Source organism: Peribacillus sp. FSL E2-0218, from assembly GCF_037992945.1.
In the GTDB taxonomy this organism is placed as follows: Bacteria; Bacillota; Bacilli; order Bacillales; family DSM-1321; genus Peribacillus; species Peribacillus simplex_B.
Window position 1 is genome coordinate 556,319 of sequence record NZ_CP150304.1, and the last position, 23,177, is coordinate 579,495.

At 43.8% G+C, this 23,177-nt stretch carries 19 protein-coding genes and 1 pseudogene; 14 read left to right on the plus strand and 6 right to left on the minus strand.

All coding sequences use genetic code 11. The features are described from left to right. The first annotated feature begins 203 nt into the window (after positions 1-203). Positions 204-1,550, plus strand: a complete 1,347-nt coding sequence (locus MHI53_RS02675; RefSeq protein ID WP_061140600.1) for an aspartate kinase — start codon at positions 204-206, stop codon at positions 1,548-1,550. A 171-nt stretch (positions 1,551-1,721) separates the two neighbouring features. Then, positions 1,722-2,112, plus strand: a pseudogene (gene fosB, locus MHI53_RS02680) (metallothiol transferase FosB). A gap of 116 nt (positions 2,113-2,228) precedes the next feature. Here fosB and MHI53_RS02685 read toward each other — a convergent pair. Further along, positions 2,229-2,789, minus strand: a complete 561-nt coding sequence (locus MHI53_RS02685) for a nitroreductase (RefSeq protein ID WP_100534294.1) — start codon at positions 2,787-2,789, stop codon at positions 2,229-2,231. Between the two features lie 453 nt (positions 2,790-3,242). On the opposite strand from MHI53_RS02685, the gene MHI53_RS02690 reads away from it, so the two are divergent. The 4 genes from MHI53_RS02690 to MHI53_RS02705 all read left to right on the plus strand — a co-directional run bounded on the left by MHI53_RS02690 (position 3,243) and on the right by MHI53_RS02705 (position 8,759). Next, positions 3,243-4,991 carry an ABC transporter ATP-binding protein gene (locus tag MHI53_RS02690; protein WP_340372691.1) on the plus strand — a complete coding sequence of 583 codons (1,749 nt, stop codon included), beginning with the start codon at positions 3,243-3,245 and terminating at the stop codon, positions 4,989-4,991. Next, positions 4,966-6,756 carry an ABC transporter ATP-binding protein gene (locus MHI53_RS02695; protein WP_081092273.1) on the plus strand — a complete coding sequence of 597 codons (1,791 nt, stop codon included), beginning with the start codon at positions 4,966-4,968 and terminating at the stop codon, positions 6,754-6,756. Before MHI53_RS02690 ends, MHI53_RS02695 begins: the two co-directional genes overlap by 26 nt. A gap of 184 nt (positions 6,757-6,940) precedes the next feature. Further along, positions 6,941-7,531 carry a TetR/AcrR family transcriptional regulator gene (locus MHI53_RS02700; protein WP_311316457.1) on the plus strand — a complete coding sequence of 197 codons (591 nt, stop codon included), beginning with the start codon at positions 6,941-6,943 and terminating at the stop codon, positions 7,529-7,531. 25 nt (positions 7,532-7,556) lie between these two features. Then, positions 7,557-8,759, plus strand: a complete 1,203-nt coding sequence (locus tag MHI53_RS02705; protein WP_340372692.1) for an MFS transporter — start codon at positions 7,557-7,559, stop codon at positions 8,757-8,759. 131 nt (positions 8,760-8,890) lie between these two features. On the opposite strand, the gene MHI53_RS02710 is transcribed toward MHI53_RS02705, so the two are convergent. Further along, on the minus strand, positions 8,891-9,103 hold the full coding sequence (locus MHI53_RS02710) for a hypothetical protein (protein WP_061140605.1): 213 nt from the start codon (positions 9,101-9,103) through the stop codon (positions 8,891-8,893). A 388-nt stretch (positions 9,104-9,491) separates the two neighbouring features. On the opposite strand from MHI53_RS02710, the gene MHI53_RS02715 reads away from it, so the two are divergent. From MHI53_RS02715 to MHI53_RS02750, 8 genes are all read left to right on the plus strand, one after another. Then, positions 9,492-11,549: a carbon starvation CstA family protein gene (locus MHI53_RS02715; RefSeq protein ID WP_340372693.1), complete on the plus strand. Its 2,058-nt coding sequence runs from the start codon at positions 9,492-9,494 to the stop codon at positions 11,547-11,549. A gap of 13 nt (positions 11,550-11,562) precedes the next feature. Then, entirely contained in the window at positions 11,563-11,766 is a 204-nt protein-coding gene (locus tag MHI53_RS02720) for a YbdD/YjiX family protein (protein ID WP_100534290.1), read from the plus strand. Positions 11,767-11,975: 209 nt separating this feature from the next. Then, complete coding sequence (locus tag MHI53_RS02725) at positions 11,976-13,190, plus strand: ammonium transporter (protein WP_340372694.1); 1,215 nt, start codon at positions 11,976-11,978, stop codon at positions 13,188-13,190. A 15-nt stretch (positions 13,191-13,205) separates the two neighbouring features. Next, positions 13,206-13,568 carry a P-II family nitrogen regulator gene (locus tag MHI53_RS02730; protein ID WP_340372695.1) on the plus strand — a complete coding sequence of 121 codons (363 nt, stop codon included), beginning with the start codon at positions 13,206-13,208 and terminating at the stop codon, positions 13,566-13,568. 61 nt (positions 13,569-13,629) lie between these two features. Next, the gene (locus MHI53_RS02735; RefSeq protein ID WP_340372696.1) at positions 13,630-13,809 is read left to right on the plus strand and encodes a hypothetical protein; all 180 of its coding nucleotides are present in this window, start codon (positions 13,630-13,632) and stop codon (positions 13,807-13,809) included. A 293-nt stretch (positions 13,810-14,102) separates the two neighbouring features. After that, a complete protein-coding gene (locus tag MHI53_RS02740) occupies positions 14,103-14,753 on the plus strand; it encodes a LytTR family DNA-binding domain-containing protein (protein ID WP_340372697.1) in 651 nt (216 codons plus the stop codon). A gap of 131 nt (positions 14,754-14,884) precedes the next feature. After that, positions 14,885-16,411: an acetyl-CoA hydrolase/transferase family protein gene (locus tag MHI53_RS02745; RefSeq protein WP_340372698.1), complete on the plus strand. Its 1,527-nt coding sequence runs from the start codon at positions 14,885-14,887 to the stop codon at positions 16,409-16,411. 440 nt (positions 16,412-16,851) lie between these two features. After that, positions 16,852-17,958 (plus strand): AI-2E family transporter, encoded by a 1,107-nt coding sequence (locus MHI53_RS02750; RefSeq protein WP_061140613.1) that lies wholly within the window; start codon positions 16,852-16,854, stop codon positions 17,956-17,958. A 47-nt stretch (positions 17,959-18,005) separates the two neighbouring features. Here MHI53_RS02750 and MHI53_RS02755 read toward each other — a convergent pair whose 3' ends face one another. The 4 genes from MHI53_RS02755 to MHI53_RS02770 all read right to left on the minus strand — a co-directional run bounded on the left by MHI53_RS02755 (position 18,006) and on the right by MHI53_RS02770 (position 22,690). Beyond that, positions 18,006-19,424 carry an NAD-dependent succinate-semialdehyde dehydrogenase gene (locus MHI53_RS02755; RefSeq protein WP_061140614.1) on the minus strand — a complete coding sequence of 473 codons (1,419 nt, stop codon included), beginning with the start codon at positions 19,422-19,424 and terminating at the stop codon, positions 18,006-18,008. Positions 19,425-19,637: 213 nt separating this feature from the next. Next, positions 19,638-20,906: a dicarboxylate/amino acid:cation symporter gene (locus tag MHI53_RS02760; protein WP_061140615.1), complete on the minus strand. Its 1,269-nt coding sequence runs from the start codon at positions 20,904-20,906 to the stop codon at positions 19,638-19,640. 164 nt (positions 20,907-21,070) lie between these two features. Beyond that, complete coding sequence (locus MHI53_RS02765) at positions 21,071-21,991, minus strand: 2-dehydropantoate 2-reductase (RefSeq protein ID WP_311316458.1); 921 nt, start codon at positions 21,989-21,991, stop codon at positions 21,071-21,073. Between the two features lie 138 nt (positions 21,992-22,129). Next, positions 22,130-22,690: a 3D domain-containing protein gene (locus MHI53_RS02770; RefSeq protein WP_061140617.1), complete on the minus strand. Its 561-nt coding sequence runs from the start codon at positions 22,688-22,690 to the stop codon at positions 22,130-22,132. Positions 22,691-23,177 lie beyond the last annotated feature (487 nt).

Sequence of the window (23,177 nt, forward strand, 5' to 3'; positions counted from 1 at the left end):
TTGCGAGGCTCATGGGAGAAGGAGTAAACATACATATCCGCTTTTTTTCTTAATCTATCGTACAGTTTTATTAGTGGTTTGTCCTTTTTAAAAATACAAATGTCCTCCTGTAATGGAATTATCGCTTGATTGTTTCGTTGAAAAACGTAATAATAGGGAGAGTAAATGTTGACAGAATTTTTTTAATAATAGGGGATGTCGAGATGAAGGTTGCGAAGTTTGGCGGAAGTTCACTGGCGTCAGGTGAACAAATAAAGAAGGTATTCGAAATTGTGGCAGCAGATCCGGAGAGGAAGTTTGTGGTCGTTTCGGCCCCCGGGAAACGCAATTCCGATGATATAAAGGTGACGGATTTATTGATCGAGGCTGCAAAGCAGCAGCTGCGCGGGGATGATGGCGAACCTTTAATCGAAGATGTGGTCGCCCGTTATGGAAGTATCGCTAAGGAGCTGGATATATCCGAGGAAGTCATCACTGGGATTCGCGAAGATTTACAAGCACTGTTGCATGCAGATCAATCCAAGCCAAAGCGTTATTTGGATGCTTTAAAGGCCAGTGGCGAGGATAATAATGCGAAGCTGATTGCCGCTTATTTTCAAAGGCGGGGTGTCGAAGCTCAATATATCAATCCGAAGAGAGCTGGCTTGATCGTATCGGATGAAGATGGATATACCCAGGTGCTGCCAGAATCGTATGATCGGTTATATGATCTGCGTGATGAGCCGGGAATCGTCGTATTTCCAGGGTTTTTCGGATATACGTTAGATGGTGATGTTTTAACGTTTTCAAGAAGCGGCTCTGACATTACGGGCTCGATTCTTGCAAATGGCGTCAAAGCCGAATTGTATGAAAACTTTACCGATGTGGATGCCGTATATGCGGTTAATCCAAATGTGGTTTCCAATCCGAAGGGGATCAGGGAATTAACGTATCGAGAAATGCGTGAGCTTTCTTATGCCGGTTTTTCGGTATTCCATGATGAGGCGCTTATTCCTGCATTCCGGGCGGGAATCCCGGTTCATATCCAAAATACGAACAACCCGGCGGCCCAGGGGACCCGCATTGTGAGTACCCGTGATAATACGAATGGTCCGGTTATTGGGATTGCGAGTGACAAGGGATTTTGCAGCATTTATGTCAGTAAATATTTAATGAACCGGGAAGTCGGATTTGGCCGGAAGCTGCTGCATATCCTTGAAGATTACGGAGTTGCCTATGAGCATATTCCATCGGGCATTGACGATGTGACACTCATTCTGAGACAGGAGCAGATGAGGGGGGACTCCGAGAAGAAAATCATTTCGCGAATCAAGCAAGAGCTGCATGCCGATGAAGTCATTGTGGAGCATAACTTAGCCTTGATCATGGTCGTGGGCGAAGGGATGCGGCATAATGTCGGAACGACGGCAAGAGCCTCGAAAGCGTTGGCGGATGCCAAGGTCAATATCGAAATGATCAACCAGGGCTCTTCGGAGGTAAGCATGATGTTCGGTGTCAAAGAACGCAGCGAAGAGACGGCGATCCAAGCTTTATATCATGAGTTTTTTTGAGAATGACAGTTCCGAGACCGCCTTTTAGAAGGGAGGAAACAATTAGTCACAATACATGGGGCTGGACGTTTCCTCCCGTTCTTTATGATCGTGATAATGACCGTATGGAGATAATAAACCCCGCCTAGAAGGGAGAGGGAGATTATCCACATTAAAGGATTGAATCACTTTTTGTTTTCAGTATCCGACCTGGAAAAATCCATCGAATTTTATAAGACTGCTTTTAAAGGGGAATTCCACAGCCTACTTTGACTTGAATGGGATATGGCTCGCCTTGAATTCAGAAAAAGGTATGGCAAGAAACGAAATAAATGCGTCATCTACGCATGTGGCGTTTTCCATCGATGTAGAAGACTATGAGGACATATTTACGAAATTGAGAAGCTTAAAGGTCAATATCCTTACTGGCCGGGAGAGAGATGAACGCGATAAGGAGTCTATTTATTTTACTGATTTAGATGGACATAAGTTTGAATTCCATACGGGGTCATTGCAGGACAGACTGGATTATTACAAACAGGAAAAATCCCATATGACGTTTTATAAACATTCGGGACAGTAAAGGATGGGAAACGCGAGTAAAAAGTTAGATGACCTATTACAAGCATCATTGGGTGTCGAAGACAATGGAACCTAAAATAAACCTCCCATTTTTAAAATGGGAGGTTTATTTTTATATTAGTCCATTATTGTAAGTAGTTGATCGATTTCTTTCCTTGGTCTTGGTGTGGGAACCATATCAGGATAGCCAACGTGAAGGCTGCCGACTATTTTCTCACCGGGTTTCACCCCTAATGCTTCACGAAATTCCGTGCTATGTATCATGCCGTATGTTTCCCATATCATCCCGATGCCTTGTTCCCAGGCAAGCAGGCTGAAATTCTGGATCAAGGCGCTTGTAGCCGCATAATCTTCTTCCCGTACCATCGGATTCGGATTTTCTTCCATGATCACCGCGACAAACATTGGTACACCGTTCAGTTTATTGAATCCACGCTGTCCGGCTTCCTTCTTCTTTTCGGGGTCCTTTTCCTTGCCCGCCATGAAAGCGCGGGTTGCTTCTGCTAGTTTTAGTCGGCTATCCCCGTGCACAACGACGAAGCGCCAAGGCTGGGTCATTTTATGGTTCGGAGCCCATGTGGACGTTTCCAATAATGTACGGATGGTATCCAATGGAACAGGGATGTCCTTGAAACGCTTGATACTGCGCCGTCCTTTTATGATATCTTCCAGTTTCATAGTCATCCTTCTCCTTTAATATATATGTATGGTTATCAGTTTTAAAAAGAAAAAATCCCCGGCTGCCTAATTTATGCTTCCAACGTGAATTAATTACTTGAATAAAGAGGGGGCAATATTCTAGTGACATGCATTCGCTAATGAGCATATAATTTTTCTAGGCACAGAGAAAGCCGGGGCGACATTGCAGCTATGTACAACATCAACAGGGTACGATAAGGGAATATCGTAAAAGTTTATCAAATTTCAGAGATCGATAATGAAATTGAAAATCATTATCAATTAGAATTTTCGCTTATTTCCTGTTATTTGTCAAGAGTATTTATTAAAAAAAATCAAATAATTTACGAATCGCTTAAATCAGTTTAAATCTTTTAATAAATCTGTATAAAAATGTATAATGGGAACATGAAAAGATGATGACTACATATGAAGAATCGAAGGGTGTCATAGATGAAAAAACTGTCCTCATTCCTTAAGCCGTACTGGCTCTTGATCATTCTTGCTTTATTCTTGATGATCGTCGAGCTTGGTGTGGAATTATTACAACCTCTATTTATTGCAAAGATCATCGATGATGGCATTTTACAGAAAGATTTATCGGTGGTGATCAAATGGGGAAGCGTCATGGTCGGGCTTTCCGTTTTTTCATTTTTGGGCGGAATCGTTAATTCCTTTACTGCATCACATGTAAGTCAAAGTTTCGGGCATGATGTGAGGAAAAGCCTATTCAGCAAAATACAGGCGTTTTCTTTTGCCAATTTGAATAACATCCCAACTTCCTCGTTGATTACAAGAATGACGAATGACGTGACCCAGCTTCAAAATACGGTCTTTATGGGCTTGCGCATCATGGCAAGGGCGCCATTGATCGTAATCGGCGGTGCAATCATGGCCATGACGGTTGATCTGAAGCTATCGCTCGTTTTGGTGATTTCGATTCCAGTTCTTATTTTCTTCCTTGTGTGGGTTATGAAAAGGGCGGCCAAGCTGTTTAAACTCGTTCAGAAAAAGCTTGATGATGTTAATAACGTCATGAGGGAAAACCTTACAGGCATGCGCTTGATCAAAGCTTTTCTGCGCAAGGAGCATGAGATTGGCCGATTTGACGGCGCCAATGATGAACTGAAAAGAAAGACGGTGACCTCGCTTCGTTTAATTGAAACGACCATGCCAGTGCTGATGCTTGTCATGAATGGGGCAATCTTGATCATTCTCTGGCTTGGAAGCGGATTTATTGAAACAGGGGACATCCAAGTAGGGGAAGTCGTGGCGATCGTTAATTATGCAACAAGGATTGCCGCATCACTTTCGATTTTTTCCTGGCTGATCACGGTCATCTCCCGAGCAAAGGCTTCAGCCGAACGTGTAACGGAAATATTCGGGACGCCGATAGACATCGACGAAGGCAGGAAGGAAACCGCCACGAACGTTCTCAAGGGCGGAGGCATCAAGTTTGTTGATGTATCTTTCCGATATCCAGGTTCCGACCATGCCGTACTGAAGCATTTGAACTTCACTATCGATCCCGGGGGTTCGCTTGCCATCATTGGAGCGACGGGATCTGGGAAAACATCCTTGTTTCAGCTGATTCCAAGATTATATGAGACTGATGGCGGCTCCATCCTCATTGATGAACAGGATGTGAAGGATATTCCCCTGGACTCACTGCGGAAAAGGATCGGCTATGTACCACAGGAAGCCCTGCTTTTTTCAGGAACGATAAAAAATAACATCGCTTGGGGGAAAGAAGGGGCCACGGATGAGGAAATCAAGGCGGCGGCCATGCATGCCCAAGTCCATGAAACCGTAATGAAGCTACCGAAGCAATATGAAACGATGTTAGGGCAAAAAGGCGTGAATCTGTCAGGGGGACAAAAGCAGCGGCTGTCGATTGCGAGGGCGTTGGTGCGCAAACCGACGATTCTCCTTCTCGACGATAGTACAAGTGCACTCGATTTGAAAACGGAAAGTAAATTGCTTAGTGCTTTAAAATCCTATACCTGCACGACGATCATCATTACGCAGAAAATCAGTACAGCCATGGAGGCGGATAAAATCTTATTGCTGGAAAATGGTGAAGTGCTTGCTGAAGGGAAACATGAAGATTTGATTCAGTCGAGTGAGCTTTATCGGAAAATCGTTCACTCACAGTTTGGGGAGGAGGGGATATCGTTTGAGCCGAAGAATATCTCCCGATAAGGCAAAGGCAAAACCACTTAACTCATGGAGTACGATAAAAAGGATCATCCCGTACTTGGCAACGAATAAAGGCCTTCTATTTTACGTCCTGTTCATGGTACTGGTAAGCTCGGTGCTGGGCTTGCTTGGCCCCTTTCTGGTCGGCAGGGCCATCGATGAATATATTGTCACGAAGGATAGTGCCGGGCTATTTATCCTTCTTATCTGGCTGCTTGGCGTATACCTTTTCTATTCCCTATCGATGTGGCTGCAGAATTATTGGATGATAGGCATTGCGCAGGATACGGTCTATGCTATGCGCAATCAATTATTCAAGAAGCTTCACCAGCTGTCCATTCCTTTCTTTGATCGCCGGCAGCATGGGGAACTGATGAGTCGGGTCACGAACGATATCGAGAATGTAAGCTCCACTTTGAATAGCTCCGTCATCCAGATTTTCTCCAGTTTGCTGACACTTATCGGGACTGTTGCGGTCATGCTGTATTTGAGCCCGTTGTTAACTTTTCTAACCTTGATCATCGTTCCGCTCATGTTTTTCGGCTTGAGATGGATAACGAACCGGACTGGGAAGCTTTTTAAAGAGCAGCAGAAAAACCTGGGGGAACTGAATGGGTTCATTGAAGAAACGATATCCGGACAGCGGATCGTAAAGGCTTTCTCGCAGGAAGATAAAGTGATCCGGGATTTTATCACCCGGAGTGAAAACCTGAAGAAGGCCGGTTTTTTATCGCAATCGTATTCGGGATTGATTCCAAAGCTGATGAATTTACTGAACAACTTAAGTTTTACGGTAATAGCCGCTGTCGGAGGTTTTTTGGCGTTGAGCGGGATAGGAACGGTCACCATCGGGGTGATTGTCATCTTTACCGAATATTCAAGGCAATTCACCCGTCCGCTCAATGACCTTGCTAATCAATTCAATACTCTTCTTTCGGCAGTTGCTGGTGCGGAAAGGGTTTTTGCCATTTTGGACGAGAATGAAGAAGAAGTGGATGAGATACAGGTCTCTGAGCTTCGGGATGTCCGTGGTCAGGTTGATTTTGAAGGGGTATTTTTTTCCTATAATGAAGACGACCAAACCATTTATGATGTCAGCTTTCATGCTGAAAAAGGCGAAACCATCGCGCTTGTAGGGCCGACTGGTGCAGGGAAGACGACGATCATTAACCTTTTGGCCCGTTTTTACGAGCCGAACAGCGGCAGGATCTTGATCGACGGCCAGAATATCCAGCAGGTTACGCGGGCAAGTCTCCGCAAGCATATGGGATTCGTTTTACAGGATTCCTTTTTGTTTCAAGGTACGATTCGTGAAAATATCCGCTATGGCCGTTTGGAGGCGGGAGATGAAGAGGTGGAGGAGGCAGCCAAGCTTGCCAATGCCCATTCCTTTATCATGAAGCTTCCCGAAGGATACGGGACCATCCTGAGTCAGGATGGCAGTGGGATCAGTCAGGGGCAGCGTCAGCTTTTATCGATTGCGAGGGCCATTTTGGCAGACCCCGTCCTCCTGATCTTGGATGAGGCGACAAGCAGTATAGATACGATCACGGAGCTTAAAATCCAGGAAGCATTACAGCGCTTGATGGAAGGAAGAACGAGTTTTGTCATTGCCCATCGGTTGAATACGATTCAGCAAAGTGACTTGATCCTTGTTCTTGATGAAGGAAGGGTCATCGAAAAAGGATCCCATGAGGAGCTGCTGGGGCAAAGGGGTTTTTACTACGACCTATACCGCAGTTCAATTAAGGAAAGTACGACTGGATGATGTAAGAAATGTGTGCCTTAGGGTGCGCATTTTTTTGCGTTTCCATGGAAACTAATAGTAAGGAGGAAGGGTGCGTTGTTCCGTTTAAGCAAGTGAAAAATGGTTTCAAGTAATAAGTGTTTTCCTCTTGCTTATATGTCTTTAATTTGCTAATATAACTGACGAACGTTCGTTAAAATTCGAGGTGAAAGTATTGAAAAGCAATGACATTAAAGAAGCTGCTCTTAAATATTTTACGATCCATGGTTATGAAGGAGCATCCCTTTCACAAATAGCAGAAGAAGTCGGCATGAGAAAGCAATCCATTTACGCCCATTTTAAAGGGAAGGATGATCTTTTTCTGAACGTTTTACGTGATGCGAAAGAGACGGAGTTAACTTCCAAACTTCAATATTTCAGTAAAGTGGATTCAAGGAACCCTGAGAAGGATTTATACGGATTCTTACAATTGATCATCGATCTTTTCCAAAAAAATGAGCATGTAAAGTTCTGGCTGCGGATGTCTTTTTTTCCGCCAGCCCATCTGGAGGAAGCCATTACAGAGGAAGTCATCGACATAGAGGAAAAAGTGCAGGCCATACTTGAAGAAAAATTTCAGGATTGGATCAATGCCGGGTTAATCATTGAAGAGGCGGCAATCACGCCTACGTTCGCCTTCTTGGGAGTTGTCGATTCGATTATGCTTGAGCTTGTATACGGCAATGATGAGAAGCGGCTGAAGGATAAAGTGGCGGCCTCCTGGACAGTGTTCTGGAGAGGTATATCGCCTAAATGATTTACATGGAAAGAGGTGTCACTACATGGTTAAACCAATTAAAGAACAAAAGGCGGTATTGATCATATTGCTAAGCAATATATTCATCGCCTTTCTGGGAATCGGTCTCATCATCCCCGTCATGCCATCCTTGATGAACATCATGCACCTGTCAGGCAGTACGATGGGCTATCTTGTGGCCGTATTTGCGGTATCCCAGCTTATTATGTCCCCGTTCGCAGGCAGGTGGGTCGACCGTTACGGCAGAAAGAAAATCATCATAATCGGATTATTCCTTTTTGGTGTGTCGGAGCTTATCTTCGGTTTGGGCACGAACGTCGCCGTGTTTTATCTATCAAGGATTCTCGGCGGGATCAGTGCAGCATTCATTATGCCGGGCGTTACGGCGTATGTTGCAGATATTACATCCGTTAAGGAGCGTCCAAAAGCGATGGGGTATATTTCCGCCGCCATTAGCTTGGGCTTTATTATAGGGCCGGGAATAGGCGGTTTCGTTGCTGAATACGGAATCCGTTACCCCTTCTTCCTTGCGGCACTGATTGCTTTTATAGCCTGCCTTTCATCCATATTTATATTGAAAGAGCCACTGACAAAGGAACAGCTTGCAGAAGTTTCGGCTGATGCAGGGCAAACGAACTTTGTTTCCGATTTAAAAAAATCCCTTAATCCGCTCTACTTCATTGCATTCATCCTAGTATTCGTACTGGCATTTGGATTATCGGCATATGAAACTGTTTTTAGCCTGTTTTCCGATCATAAATTCGGTTTCACACCGAAGGATATTGCAATGATCATTACGATAAGCTCAATCTTCGGGGTGGTTGTGCAAGTATTCATGTTCGGAAAAATGGTGGATATCCTCGGGGAAAAGAAGCTGATTCAATTATGTTTGATCGTCGGTGCCATATTTGCAGTTGCTTCCACCTTGATCACCAGCTATATGGCCGTGTTGGCGGTGACATGCTTCATCTTTCTTGCATTTGACTTGCTGCGTCCGGCATTGACGACATTTTTATCAAAAGCGGGCGGGAAAGAGCAAGGGTTCGTAGCGGGCATGAACTCAACCTACACGAGCTTAGGGAATATCGTCGGCCCGGCAATGGGCGGGATCCTATTTGACATAAACATCCACTATCCATATCTTTTTGCTGCAGTCATTATGGTCATCGGCCTTGGTATTACAGTCATCTGGAAGGAAAAACGTTTGGCTGAAAGCTTAGTGCAATGATTAGCAATTCCTGAAACATCAATTACGTGGTTGATTCCTTTCATGACATAAAGCCCCCTTGTCCATATCGGAAAGGGGGCTTTGTTTTTTGAATCTATTAACGGGAATTAACAAATAATAGACGGATTGCATCAAATTCCATTATATTTCCTTTCAATTCTCCTAAGCTCATCTGAAAGACCGAATAAGGTGTGTAATACGGCAGTTTGGATATATAGATTCATATAGTTATCATTGCTCTTCTTTTGAAAAGATAAATCATGTTTTTCATCAATGATTCTAGTGATGCATTGGTTGATTTCAGTCCACAATTCTTTCGTGCTTTCTTTCGTTTTCGTCTCCATATTCTCCCACTCCTTTTTTATTATTCTATCCACTCTATTAAATTCTTATACTTGGTTTCCGTTAATTTCATTCTTCAATTTCCGACAAGATACCGCACATCCATCATTCCTGCATGAAGGGGAGTTCTCTTCCTGCATCAAAAATGACAATAAGACATTTATATGAAGGCGCTGGCGGAAGGAGAGTGATTTATCGACAGAATAATTGTAAATTCATTACAAATTGACTAAATATATATTGCAAAAAAACCATTTAATAACATATAATTCTGAATATATATAAAATTCTTTAAATTGGGTGGTTGCAGTCGTTTTAAGATCTGGCGCCATATGAAATGAGGATTTTTTTATAGTAAATCATCCGTTCCAATGAGAGGAGATGGTAAAAATGAAAGCGCTTAAATCAGTCGTTCTTTGGGGAATCATTTCCGCTGTGGGGGCCGTGAGTTTTGGTTTTGTCGCTTTAAACCGCGGGGAAAGCATCAATGCCATGTGGATCGCTACGGCAGCACTCTGTGTTTATTCCATTGCCTATCGCTTTTATAGTAAATTCATCGCACAGAAAGTGTTTGAGCTGGATGATGATCGCCAAACCCCGGCAGAAGCGAATAATGATGGGAAGGACTATGTACCTACTAATAAATGGGTGCTTTTTGGACACCATTTTGCGGCGATTGCTGGTGCGGGCCCTCTAGTAGGACCCATTCTCGCAGCCCAGATGGGATATTTGCCAGGGACACTCTGGCTTGTTGTCGGAGTTGTATTGGCAGGTGCCGTTCAGGATTTCATCATTCTCTTCGGCTCGATGCGCCGAAACGGTAAATCCTTGGGTGAAATGATCAAAGAGGAAATTGGGCCCGTTACAGGTTTGATAGCCATGATCGGAATCCTTGGCATCATGATCATCTTATTGGCGGTGCTTGCCCTCGTTGTCGTAAAGGCACTGGTCGGAAGCCCTTGGGGGATGTTCACGATCGCCTCGACGATACCGATTGCCGTCCTTATGGGCATCTATATGCGCTATATAAGGCCAGGGCGTGTAGGCGAAGGGTCCATCCTGGGCATCATCCTGTTGATGCTGGCATTATACTTCGGACGCTTTGTATCGGAAAGCGCGACATTGGCGCCGATGTTCACATTCAGCGGCAAAACGATTGCCATCATGTTGATAGTATACGGCTTCGTTGCTTCCGTTTTGCCGGTATGGATGTTATTGGCACCGCGTGATTACTTAAGTACGTTTTTGAAAATCGGAACGATCATCGGACTGGCGCTTGGTATCTTTCTTGTCATGCCGAGCCTTGAAATGCCTGCCGTCACCCAATTCATTGATGGAACTGGACCCGTATTCGCCGGGAATCTATTCCCTTTCCTATTCATTACGATCGCTTGTGGAGCGGTGTCGGGATTTCATGCACTCGTTTCATCTGGTACAACTCCTAAAATGATTGAACGTGAGTCCCATTCCCGTCCAATCGGTTACGGGGCGATGCTGACTGAATCATTTGTTGCCATCATGGCGATGATTGCAGCCTGTGTCCTGACGCCAGGGATTTATTTTGCGATTAACAGTCCGGGAGCGGTTGTGGGAACGGAGCCGGCCCAGGTGGCGGCGACGATATCGGATTGGGGCTTCGTTTTGACGCCGGAAATGATCACTGACCTTGCGGATGATGTTGGGGAAGAGACCATTTTATCCCGAACTGGAGGGGCGCCAACCTTTGCGATCGGGATGGCCCACATCTTCTCGCAAGTGATTGGCGGAGCATCGCTGATGGCATTTTGGTATCACTTTGCGATCCTGTTCGAGGCGCTGTTCATATTGACGACCATTGATGCAGGAACAAGGGTTGGGCGTTTCATGATCCAGGATATCATCGGAACCTTCTACAAGCCATTTGCCGAAACGAATAAGTGGCTGCCCAATATCATTGCTACGGCCATTTGTGTAATTGGCTGGGGATACTTCCTTTATCAAGGGGTCATCGATCCGCTTGGCGGGATCAATACCCTCTGGCCGTTGTTTGGAATCGCAAATCAAATGCTTGCCGCCATTGCGTTGCTGCTTGGTACGACAGTCCTCTTTAAAATGGGCAAAAAAGCATACAGTTGGGTCACTCTTGTCCCGACTACCTTCTTATTGATCGTGACCATGACGGCTGGCTGGCAAAAGCTGTTTCACGATAACCCGGCGATCGGCTTTTTAGCGCATAAGGATAAATTCAAGGCAGCGTATGATAAAGGGGAAATCCTCGCTCCTGCAAAAGATTTAGCCGAAATGAAGCAGGTCATCGTCAATGATTATGTCGATGCCGCACTTTGTGCCATCTTCATGATCGTTGTGATCACTGTCCTTATTTCTGCAATAAGGCTGTGGATAAAAGTGCTGAAGAACCAGAAAATAGATTTACATGAATCGCCTTATGTATCGAGAAGGACCTCATAAGGGAGGGAAGGCAATGTTGAAAAGGTTGACCAAGATACTCAGCTACAGAAAACAGTTTGTCAGTTTGCTTGTAGGCGTGCCCAGTTATGATACCTATGTGACACATATGAGCGTCCACCATCCGGAAGATCCCGTAAAGACGAGGAAAGAATTTTTCTGCGAAGCACAGGATGAACGATATAATGCAAAAGGCGGGAAAGTATCCAGATGTTGTTGAATGAATATACGCTTGAAGGCTCCTCGAATATGAGGGGTTTTTTTTTGTGAGGTAAATATCTAGTTCAATGGTTTTGGTGTAATATAACCTTACATTAGGTTATGAATACGGAAAAAATCTATTGAATTATTAGAAAATTAAGTATATGATAAAAAATATAACATATATTCGTTAACAAACATAACATATAAAAACAAGGGGGAAACAATATGCAAATGGCTGATTCGGTTTTTATGTTTTTGGCGACCATGATGGTTTGGCTCATGACACCAGGGATTGCCTTATTTTATGGGGGGATGGTAAAAAGTAAAAATGTCCTGAATACCGCAATGCACAGTTACATGCCACTTGCCGTCATTTCGATTCTTTGGGTGTTTATCGGATATTCTTTATCATTTTCACCTGGAAATACACTTCTAGGTGGTCTTGATTGGGTGGGGTTAAAGGATGTAGGATTCGAACCTGGTCCTTACAGCGAAACGATTCCTCATAGCTTATTCATGTTATTCCAAATGACTTTTGCCGTTTTAACCGTATCGATCATTGCAGGTGGAATTGCCGAACGAATGAAGTTTTCAGCATTCTTGATCTTTACGATCTTGTGGTCTTTATTGGTATACGCACCAGTTGCGCATTGGGTATGGGGAGGAGGCTGGCTGGCGCAGCTTGGTACATTGGATTTTGCTGGAGGCAACGTTGTTCATATTTCTTCAGGGGTTGCCGGTTTGGTTTTGGCGATCATGGTAGGGAAAAGGAAGGAATCGGGGGACAGTGCGCCGCATAATCTGCCGTTAACTTTCCTTGGCGGATCATTAATATGGTTCGGGTGGTACGGTTTTAACGTCGGAAGCGCTTTGACGATCAATGCAGTGGCAATGACGGTATTCGTGAATACAGCCGTGGCTGCAGCTGCTGGCATCATAGGCTGGCTGATCGTTGAGTACATGGCAAATAAAAAGGCGACATTGCTTGGAGCAGTATCCGGAGCGATTTCCGGGTTGGTTGCCATTACACCCGCTTGCGGATTCGTGACGCCTGCATCCTCGATCATCATAGGAGTCGTCGGTGGGGCAGTATGCTTCTGGGGCGTATTCTTCTTGAAGAATAAACTGGGGTATGACGATGCATTGGATGCTTTCGGGCTGCATGGGATAGGCGGAACATGGGGAGGCATCGCTACTGGTTTATTCGCAACGACTTCCGTCAACGAAGCTGGGGCAAATGGATTATTTTACGGGGATTTCAACTTACTGTGGAAGCAGCTTGTGGCCATCATCGCCACATATATTTTTGTTGCCGTGGTCACTTATGTCCTTGCTAAAGTGATTAATGTGTTCGTTCCGTTGCGTGTCAGTGATGAAGATGAGTCAATGGGGCTCGATCTTACACTTCATGGCGAAAAAGCCTATCATGAATCAATTTAGAAGGAGGGTGAATATATGTCAGAGGTTTTAACGAAAATAGATATCATTACTCGTCCAATCAAGTTTGAACAATTCAAAGCGGAACTAGCAAAAATAGGGGTAAGCGGAATGACTGTATCGGAAGTGAAAGGAACGGGTCTCCAAAAAAGCTATATGGAAACGTATAGGGGCAAGAATCGCGAAATGTCCTTGCATGACCGTTTGAAAATCGAAATCGTCGTATGTGAAGTTCCGGTTCAGGAAGTTGTAGATGTAGCGCGTAAATTCCTAAGCACAGGTAAACCTGGTGATGGGAAAATCTTCATTTATGAATTGGCGAATGTTGTGAATATCCGTACGGGAAAAGAAGGACATGATGCGCTGAGGAATGAGTTCTAATGCACTGTAGGAAACCGACCGGAGCTGAACTTCAATTGATTAAAGAAAAGGAGCGAACCAAATGGGAAGACTGGTCCGAATCGTTAATGCCAAAAAACAGAAGATTGCCGCCACTCTCATTTCGGAAGGAATATATCAACCTGATGATCGAGCCTTTTTATTGGAATTGCCATTAAAGAATTTAGAGGAAATTCTGTCGCTTCGAAGTAAATCCGCCTTTCGCGATCCCTCAAATAAATAACCCATCAGCCGTTCTTGTGGATCGGCTTCTTTTTGTTTAAATCATCCAAGGCATCTTTTTTCTTGAATCATCCATGGAAATCACGGAGCTTTCCAACTATAATGGGTAAGGGCATAAATTTAAATCCGCTTTTTTTGCTTTTTTTGACACTTTTCGCTTAGTTAATTCAATTTTTCTTTATTTTGCAAAAGTGAGGTGGAAAAAGTTCGTGAAGATCGACGGAACGATTTCGAGGATGCTCTTTTTTGTAATGGGGAAATTATTTAATATGTTTTATTAAGAGGTGAAAGGAAATGGACCAATTTACGGTCGAATCCGTTTTAAATATCATCAGGGAATTTGTACCAAAGGATGCTTCAATTTCCGTGGCTGATTCTGAAAAATACATTTATTACCAACCTAGCAAGCAAGTTGACTTAAGGATCAAACCGGGTGATTTAATAAGTGAAAACACAGCTACATACAAGGCATTGAGTTTCCGTAAAAAAATTGGGGTGCAAGTTGAGAGTAATGTTTTTGGCGTACCGTACTATGGGTTGAGTGTACCGATCATGAATGAGGGCAATCCTCTAGGGGCGGTCACGGCGATCTTGCCATCAAAGCCATTGATTTTACCTACATCATTCCTGACCATTAAAATGGATGACCGCTGGATTCCGCTTCCATATGGTGAAATTATGTATTTAGAAGCGCAAAACAGGAAAACGAAAATTCAGTCCGAACTTGTGAGCGGATACCATAAAATGAACTTAAGTGAATTGGAATTCATATTACCGAGCGATTTATTCATTCGGGTGCATCGTTCTTATATCGTCAACATCAATTATATACAAGAAATCCTTCCGGATTTTCATTCAACGTTTTTGCTTATCATGAAGGATAATGCCAAAATTCAAGTCAGTCAAACATATGCAAGTCAATTCAGGAGAGCACTCGGTTTTTAGTGCTCTTCTTTATGTGATTAAAATGCTGTTTGATGCCCAAATTATGGCTTTTCATTCGGAAACGAATGTGACAATTACACCGGATTGATAAAATTAGGTGTGAGAAAAGCAAAAAAATGGGGGTCTTTCGGATGAAAGAAAGCGTTTTCAATAAAATTCGCAACGAACAATTTAAGGGGAAGGTTGTTACAGCGGAGGAAGCCGCTTCGTGGATCAAAGATGGGATGAAGCTTGGTATGAGTGGGTTCACTCGTGCGGGCGATGCTAAGGTTATTCCAATGGCTCTGGTTAAAAGGGCAAAAACTGAAAAATTCAAAGTGGACGTATATACTGGTGCATCCTTGGGGCCGGAAGTCGACCAACATATGGCGGAAGCCGGGATCATCAACAAGCGCTTACCGTTCCAAGCAGATAAAGGAATTCGCAATAAAATCAACGCTGACGAAGTCACTTATGTGGATCAGCATTTATCTCATACAGCTGAACAAGTCCGTCAAGGCCTTGTCGGACCTATCGATTTTGCCATTATCGAAGCCTTGGCCATTACGGAAGAAGGATTAATCATCCCGACCACTTCCGTAGGTAACTCTGCTATCTTCGTTCAAGAAGCTAAACATATAATTATTGAATTGAACGTATCCCATCCAGAAGGATTGGAGGGCATCCATGATATATATACACCTGCCAGTCAAGGGGAGCGCGAACCGATTCCGATGACGGCAGCTAGCGATCGCCTCGGCTCCATCGGCATCACGGTCGACCCTGAAAAGGTAAAGGGGATCGTCGTATCAACAGACCTTGATGCACCTTCGACAATCGTGCCGCCTGATGAAGAAACTGCAACGATTGCCAATCACCTAATAAATTTTCTTCGGGAAGAAATCAAGGCAGGCCGTTTAACGGAAAGTCTTGCACCGCTGCAATCAGGTGTTGGTTCAGTGGCAAATGCGGTATTCGCCGGTTTCCTTGATTCTGAATTTACAGATTTGGAAGTGTACTCGGAAGTACTGCAAGATGCGGTATTCGATTTAATCGATGCTGGAAAAGTCAAATTCGCTTCAGGCTGTTCGATTACATTAGCAGAAGAAAAAGGAAAGCAGGTATACGGTAATCTTGATAAATACCGTGATAAACTCGTTCTTCGGCCGCAAGAAATATCCAACCATCCTGAAATCATTCGCCGTCTTGGTTTGATTTCGATCAATACAGCGTTAGAATGTGATATTTACGGCAACGTAAATTCGACCCATGTTTCCGGGACAAGAATGATGAACGGGATCGGCGGTTCAGGAGATTTTGCTCGTAACTCGCGCCTCGGTATTTTCGTAACGAAATCCTATGCAAAAGGCGGCAAAATCTCCAGTATCGTTCCTTTCGTTTCGCATGTGGATCACACTGAGCATGATGTGGATGTTTTAGTGACAGAGCAGGGCATAGCTGACCTGCGCGGTCTGGCACCTAAAGAGCGTGTGGAATTAATCATCGAAAACTGCGCACACCCTGACTACCGTCCGCAGCTTCGTGCCTATTTCACGGAAGCCGTAGCACAAACTGGGGGACACCAAACTCCGCACATCCTTGAAAAAGCATTCTCCTGGCATACGAACTTTATGAAAAATGGTACAATGCTTGAAGCTGCCCTGCAGGTTCAAAGATAATCGTAAAGCCCTGCTCACAGCGGGGCTTTTTATTTGGTTCGGAAGCTGAAAGTGGATATTTCCGGTTTGGATAGTGCTTCTGTTTGGGTATTACTGGTAGGGATGAAAGCGGAATGTTAAAATGAATGAGTTCGAACATGCGTCACAAGCGTCTATAAAATGAACGTGCCGAACATAGTATCTTGAAGGGTAAATTCCGTTGGTTCCTTTCTTTAAATATATAAATGGTTCAACATGTAAAAGCATGGAGGACCTTCATATGGAAATGGAAAGGAGTCAGGGTGAGGTTTCTTTTATATTTGCATTAAATTATACATTCGAGTTATGGAAATATGGTAAACTGCTAACAATGAACGATTATCATACATAAAGTTTTTCGTAATGATATTGTTTCCATAGAAAAAAGAGTTATAGAGAATGGCTATTGTGGAGGAGATAATTTGTTCAAACAAAAACTGCATTTTTGGACGTTAGAGTTACTATTACTATCTTTACTTTTTTATGTTGGTACAAAGATTTCTTTTCTTTTTGAACCAATCGTGATTTTTACTTCAACTTTGTTTTTTCCAATTTTGATATCGGGTTTTCTCTACTTTTTGTTCAACCCTACCGTTGATTTCCTCGCTAAAAGACGTGTGCCAAGGGGATTGGCAATATTATTGCTTTATGTATTTTTCCTTGGGTTGATCAGTTTGCTGGTTGGTCTAGTTGGTCCGTCCCTTTCCAAACAGGTTACCGATTTAATCAATAACCTTCCGGATTATTTCAATCAAACAAGGAAGTTCATTGAAGATTCGGCTCAGTCAAAATGGTTTTTGTGGACGATGGAACAAGATTATGTAGATTTGAAAAAGGTAGGAGATTCGCTGCAAAAATATTTGACCGATTTACCTACCAATATAACGAACAGCTTATCTTCCGTGTTCAGTGTAGTCACGAACATTACATTAGTGGTGGTGACGGTTCCTTTCATCCTGTTTTATATGTTGAAGGATGGAGATAAACTCCCGAGCGCGATCATGAAATTCGTACCGGTTGGATACAGGAAGCCGGCTTTAACCGTTCTTCAGGAAACGGGAGAAACGCTTACCACGTACATACAAGGACAGATGCTTGTCTGCATGTTTGTTGGGATTGGCACATTCATTGGTTATTTGATCATTGACCTGCCTTATGCATTCCTATTCGCGCTGATTGGTGCCGTTACGAACATCATTCCGTATGTGGGTCCTTTCATCGGGGTTGCTCCCGCGGTCATCGTGGGGCTGATTCATTCGCCGACTCAAGCGTTACTGGTCATCCTCGTTGTAACGATCATCCAGCAGCTGGATGGGAATGTGATTTCGCCTTTGGTAATCGGGAAAAAATTGAACACACATCCGCTTACCATCATCATCCTTTTGCTCGTTGCGGGAAACATAGCCGGTATCATCGGTATGATCTTGGCGGTTCCAACATATTCAGTCGTTAAAACGATCGTACTGAATATCGTGAAGTTCATCAGGATCCGTAAAGAGGAAAAGCTTGAAGAAAATATATTGGAATGAAAAAAAGGGACCTGCTCATCTGAGCCGGTCCCTTTGTCTTGAGGGAATTACAAGCCTAAAGAAATGTATTTCACTTCCAGGAATTCCTCGATGCCTTGGTGACCGCCTTCACGGCCAAGTCCGCTTTGTTTGAAGCCGCCGAATGGTGCTTGGGGTACGGATGGAAGCCCATCGTTCAAGCCGACGATTCCGAATTCAAGTGCTTCGGTGAATTGAATCCCTTTGGTGATATTTTCAGTGAAGACATATGCTGCCAATCCGAAAATGGAGTCATTTGCCCTTGTGATTGCCTCTTCATCCGTTTTGAAGGAGGCGATGGGAGCTAATGGTCCGAACGTTTCTTCCTTCATGCAAAGCATGCTGTCATCAATGTTGGATAGGACGGTTGGTTCAAGAAAAAGGCCGCCGATGGCTTTCCCGCCTGCTTCGAGCTTGGCACCGCTGTTTATCGCTTCATCAATCTGTTTTTGAACCTTATCCACAGCATTTTGGTCGATGAGCGGTCCAATATCGACGCCATCTTCCAATCCGTTTCCTACTTTGAGTTCCTTGACTTTGGCAACGAGCTTTTCAATGAAGGCTTCTTGAATGGATTCGTGCACATAAATACGATTGGAACAAACGCAGGTTTGTCCGGCATTCCTGAACTTGGAACTAATGATGCCATCGACCGCTTTATCAAGGTCGGCATCTGCAAGAACGATTGCTGGTGCATGACCTCCGAGTTCAAGCGAGATTTTCTTGACCGTGTCAGCCGATCCCTTCATTAATGTTTTCCCGACTTCTGTAGAACCGGTGAACGTCAGTTTGCGGACCCTTGCATCTTGAAGCCAAGTTTCCCCGATTTCAGATGATTTCCCTGTGACGACATTGATGACGCCTTTTGGAATCCCAGCTTCTTCAGCTAATTCAGCCATCTTTAAAGCGGTGATTGGCGTCAGGTTAGCCGGTTTAATGACGACAGTGCAGCCTACAGCAAGGGCGGGAGCCACCTTCCTGGTAATCATCGCTGCAGGGAAGTTCCATGGTGTAATGACAGCAACGACCCCAACTGGCTGTTTGGTCACGAAGAGCCGCTTATTGGATACGGAGGCAGGAATCGTTTCACCATACACGCGTTTTCCTTCTTCCGCAAACCAAGATAAAAATCCATTGGCATAAGTCATTTCACCAAGGGCTTCTTTAAATGGTTTGCCTTGTTCTTCCGTCATGATTTTAGCCAGTTCTTCTTTATTATCATCAATTAATCGATGCCATTTCCAAATTAACTCAGCCCGTTCGTAGACCGAGCGTGCAGCCCAATCGGTAAAGGCCTCATATGCGGCATCGGCAGCCTTCGTCGCTTCTGTTGCTCCACCTTTTGGAACGGTGGCGACGATGTCATTCGTTGCGGGGTTTGTCACTTCGATTTTGTCCAATCCAAAATCCGACCACTCACCATTAATAAATAATCCGTAATCCTTCATGATAAAACCTCCAGTTTTGGTTTAATCCATTAAACTACTAAATAAAACTTTCAACTTTATACTTTTACCTGTTACATAAAAGTATAAACACTTTTTAGCGTTTCCGAAATTTATTTGATTGGTTATTTTTTGAAAGTGATGGATTCCATGTTGAAATGGAGGGAGAAACGTGAAAAAAGAGGGGAAAGTATGCCCCCTCTTTTTCATTTCTATTTATTTCTCGGATGATACGGCCACTTCGCCGATATTATCGGAGAGGGCATGATTTGGGTTGAATTCACCTTCCGATTTGGAGATGACCACTGTCGCGACACTGTTACCGATAAGGTTCGTGATGGCACGAGCTTCAGACATGAAGCGGTCGACCCCGAGCAGCAATGCCATTCCTTCAACGGGAATCATTGGAAAAGCCGCTAATGTTGCAGCAAGTGTAATGAATCCAGAGCCCGTTACACCGGCAGCTCCTTTGGAGGTTAACATCAGGATTCCCAGAAGCGTCAACTCCTGCCAGATACTTAAATCGACGCCATAGGCCTGGGCAATGAAAATGGCTGCCATGGATAAGTAAATCGATGTGCCGTCAAGGTTGAAAGAATAACCAGTTGGGACCACCAAACCGACCACCGACTTTGAACACCCGTATTTCTCCAGTTTTTTCATCACGCTTGGCAGGGCAGATTCAGAAGAAGAGGTCCCTAATACTAAGAGGATTTCTTCTTTTAAATAGGCAATGAATTTGAAAATATTAAAGCCATAGATTTTAACGATCGTACCAAGAATAAGAATGATGAAAAGGGCCATGGTGATATATACGCTTCCCATCAATTGCCCTAACGAGCTTAAGGATCCAAGGCCGAATTTACCAATGGTATAAGCCATTGCGCCAAAGGCAGCCAATGGGGAGACCTTCATGATCATACTGACGATGCCAAAGAAAATATCGGCAATATGCTGAAGGAAGGAAACGACTGGCTGTACTTTCGGTCCCATGGCGGCCATGGATAAACCGAACAAAACGGCAAAGAAGAGGATGGGAAGCAGGTCTCCTCCAGCCATTGCGGCAACGGCATTATCTGGAATGATAGTAGAAATGAAGGCGATGGCGCCATGTTCCGTTTCTGAAGCGGCTGTCGTATATTGTGATACATCCCCGCCCTCGACTGAGTCGATGTTGAAGCCTTTGCCAGGTCCGAGCAGATTGACTACGATGATTCCGATGGCAAGGGCGAAAGTGGTAACGATTTCAAAATAGAGCAAAGCCTTTCCGCCGATGCGGCCAACCTTTTTCATATCACCCATGCCGCCAATTCCGATTACGACGGTGAGGAAGATGATCGGTGCAATGACCATTTTTATCATTTTAATGAATAAATCAGCCAATATCTTCAGCTGTTCACCAAAAGCAGGGAATAAGAAGCCGACCGTTATCCCCAGTATGATTCCGATAATGACCTGAACCGTTAAATTTTTTAATAGTTTCATGGGGCATTCTCCTTCGTTATATGATAGCGCTTACTAAACTTGGGTTTAGTGTAACAGAAGGAGGAGCTGGAATATTCTTTTGGTGATATTGTTCTTTTAGGTCTTTTTGGTCTTAAGGGGAGGTGCCGTAAAAAAAATACCGGCTGGGCACCGGTATCATTGCATCAATTCTCAAATGGTTTGATGAGTGCATAAAGCGTTCCGATCACGGGAAGCTTCAAATCAGCCTTATCGGCAAGACGCAGTGCGCCGCCTTGTAAATGTTCCACTTCGAGTGTTAGGCCCTTCCGGCGATCCTGATGCATGGAGGAGGTGGATTCTTCCGGTAAACCTTCCATATTCTCCAAGGCCTGAACAACGTTCTGCCTGGTTATCCCGATATCATAAGCGTTGGCAAGCTCCATCATTTCAATAAGGGCATTTTCCAGTAATCCTTTGGTTGCCGGAAAGCTCCGTATCGCACCGATGGGGAGATTGGATGCGGTAGTTACACCGGAAAAGGCGGTTATGAACATGTATTTGATCCACATTCTGATTAATATGTTTTCCGTTCTGCCAACTGACATGATAGCTGATTTTGCAGCTTGTTCAAATTCATCGCATACCTTTGACTGTGACGGGTGAAGCGGACCGAAGATTAAATCATGATTCTCATTCGAATGAATGACATGGCCTTTTTCATCAAGAGTGGCAATGATGAAGGCGCTTCCGCCGAGCACGGCTTCCTCACCCAGTTCATTCTGTAAAATGGAAATATGCTCAAGCCCATTCAAAAGCGGGAGGACCATAGCTCCCTTTTCAACAAGCACTTTTAAATCGGATAGTGTACCCTGCAGATGCGGTCCTTTAACGGCAAGAATGACCAAGTCCGCTTTTTCAATATCATGCACATTTTCGGAAATATGAAGTTCGTTAAATTGATAGTTTCCGTGAGGGCTGGTTATCCCGATGCCGTTTTCCTTCATTTGCTTGGCACGGTTCTTCCGGACCAAGTATTGAACATGCTGTCCTGCCTGCTGTAATCTGCCCCCGAAGTAGCAGCCAAGCGCCCCGGCCCCCATAATGACAATATTCAATGTGAACACCTCTTTATTTGTAAGATGTACTTATCATACCATTGTCGTAATTTTCAGTAAATGTTTAAGGCTGGGACGTGGTTTGAAAGGATGGAAGGAGGGGAAAAAGAAAAACCAGCCTGATCATTTCAGGCTGGTTTTTAGAATTTATTTATAGACTTTGACTTTTACCGTTTTTCTGCCCCAATCAAGTGCTTTTGAATGGGATGAGTAGAAGACGTCAATTTTATTCCCTTTGATAGCTCCGCCTTTATCTGCGGCAATGGCTTCTCCGTATCCTTCCACATGAACTTTTGTTCCTAGTGGAATGACCTTGGGATCGACGGAAATGGCTTTTACTTTAGGATTTTTCTTTAAGTTAAGACCCGTTGCCGTAATCCCGCTGCAGCCTTTGCAATTTGCTGTGTACGCGGTTGCCTTCACGGTGATCGTTTTATATTTCTTGGATGACGATGATTTTGTTTTAGCCTTTGGTTTGGCAGAATTCGAAGGTTTTTTCACCTTTAGAACTTGTTTTGGATGGATGTTATCTTTTTTTAGGTTGTTCCAACCTTTGAGTTGATTGACTGTTATATTATGTTTATTGGCGATACCCCATAGTGTGTCGCCGCTTTTGACTTTGTATGTAGTAGTAGCAGCCGATGAAACTCCGGAAAAACTAAATACCAGGAAGAAAGCAGTGAAAATTGGAAGTAGTATTTTTTTCAAAATGAATAGTCTCCTTTGTTTTAAATCGTAGACTTAGAATAACAGGTCTATATGACAATAATGTTTCGCTGGAATAGTAATTGTGTTACAAAAACGTTTCTGTTGATATGCGGATGTAATATAAACTAGTAAAAAAGGACTTGTCGAGGTTTATTTTGATATGTTTTATAATGATTGATAATGTCGGTTGGAAAGCTTTTTTTGCATGTGTAATGACGTATTTTGTTTAAATGTACAATATTTGGATATATTACATCTGGTTTAAAAGGCCTATGCAATCTTGTGAAAAATGCAGCGTGATTATGACTGGATTATTGCTATATAATTGATGGCCAATGAGAGCGGGGGGAATGCGGTTACTATTTTAAATGGATCTAATATAGAAACTAAGGTTGGAAGTACCTCCGTTCCACTCCAACTTGTGTGAACAAAAAGTGGAAATCGCGATTGCCCGCAGTATTTGGGAATCTATACGTGGGCCGTTCCA

What these genes read in the sequence shown, in the direction of transcription:
- MHI53_RS02675 (WP_061140600.1), top strand. Translation starts at nt 204, where the DNA reads ATGAAGGTTGCGAAGTTTGGCGGAAGTTCACTGGCGTCAGGTGAACAA.
- MHI53_RS02685 (WP_100534294.1), bottom strand. Translation starts at nt 2,789, where the DNA reads ATGAAACTGGAAGATATCATAAAAGGACGGCGCAGTATCAAGCGTTTC.
- MHI53_RS02690 (WP_340372691.1), top strand. Translation starts at nt 3,243, where the DNA reads ATGAAAAAACTGTCCTCATTCCTTAAGCCGTACTGGCTCTTGATCATT.
- MHI53_RS02705 (WP_340372692.1), top strand. Translation starts at nt 7,557, where the DNA reads ATGGTTAAACCAATTAAAGAACAAAAGGCGGTATTGATCATATTGCTA.
- MHI53_RS02710 (WP_061140605.1), bottom strand. Translation starts at nt 9,103, where the DNA reads ATGGAGACGAAAACGAAAGAAAGCACGAAAGAATTGTGGACTGAAATC.
- MHI53_RS02715 (WP_340372693.1), top strand. Translation starts at nt 9,492, where the DNA reads ATGAAAGCGCTTAAATCAGTCGTTCTTTGGGGAATCATTTCCGCTGTG.
- MHI53_RS02720 (WP_100534290.1), top strand. Translation starts at nt 11,563, where the DNA reads ATGTTGAAAAGGTTGACCAAGATACTCAGCTACAGAAAACAGTTTGTC.
- MHI53_RS02725 (WP_340372694.1), top strand. Translation starts at nt 11,976, where the DNA reads ATGCAAATGGCTGATTCGGTTTTTATGTTTTTGGCGACCATGATGGTT.
- MHI53_RS02730 (WP_340372695.1), top strand. Translation starts at nt 13,206, where the DNA reads ATGTCAGAGGTTTTAACGAAAATAGATATCATTACTCGTCCAATCAAG.
- MHI53_RS02735 (WP_340372696.1), top strand. Translation starts at nt 13,630, where the DNA reads ATGGGAAGACTGGTCCGAATCGTTAATGCCAAAAAACAGAAGATTGCC.
- MHI53_RS02740 (WP_340372697.1), top strand. Translation starts at nt 14,103, where the DNA reads ATGGACCAATTTACGGTCGAATCCGTTTTAAATATCATCAGGGAATTT.
- MHI53_RS02745 (WP_340372698.1), top strand. Translation starts at nt 14,885, where the DNA reads ATGAAAGAAAGCGTTTTCAATAAAATTCGCAACGAACAATTTAAGGGG.
- MHI53_RS02755 (WP_061140614.1), bottom strand. Translation starts at nt 19,424, where the DNA reads ATGAAGGATTACGGATTATTTATTAATGGTGAGTGGTCGGATTTTGGA.
- MHI53_RS02760 (WP_061140615.1), bottom strand. Translation starts at nt 20,906, where the DNA reads ATGAAACTATTAAAAAATTTAACGGTTCAGGTCATTATCGGAATCATA.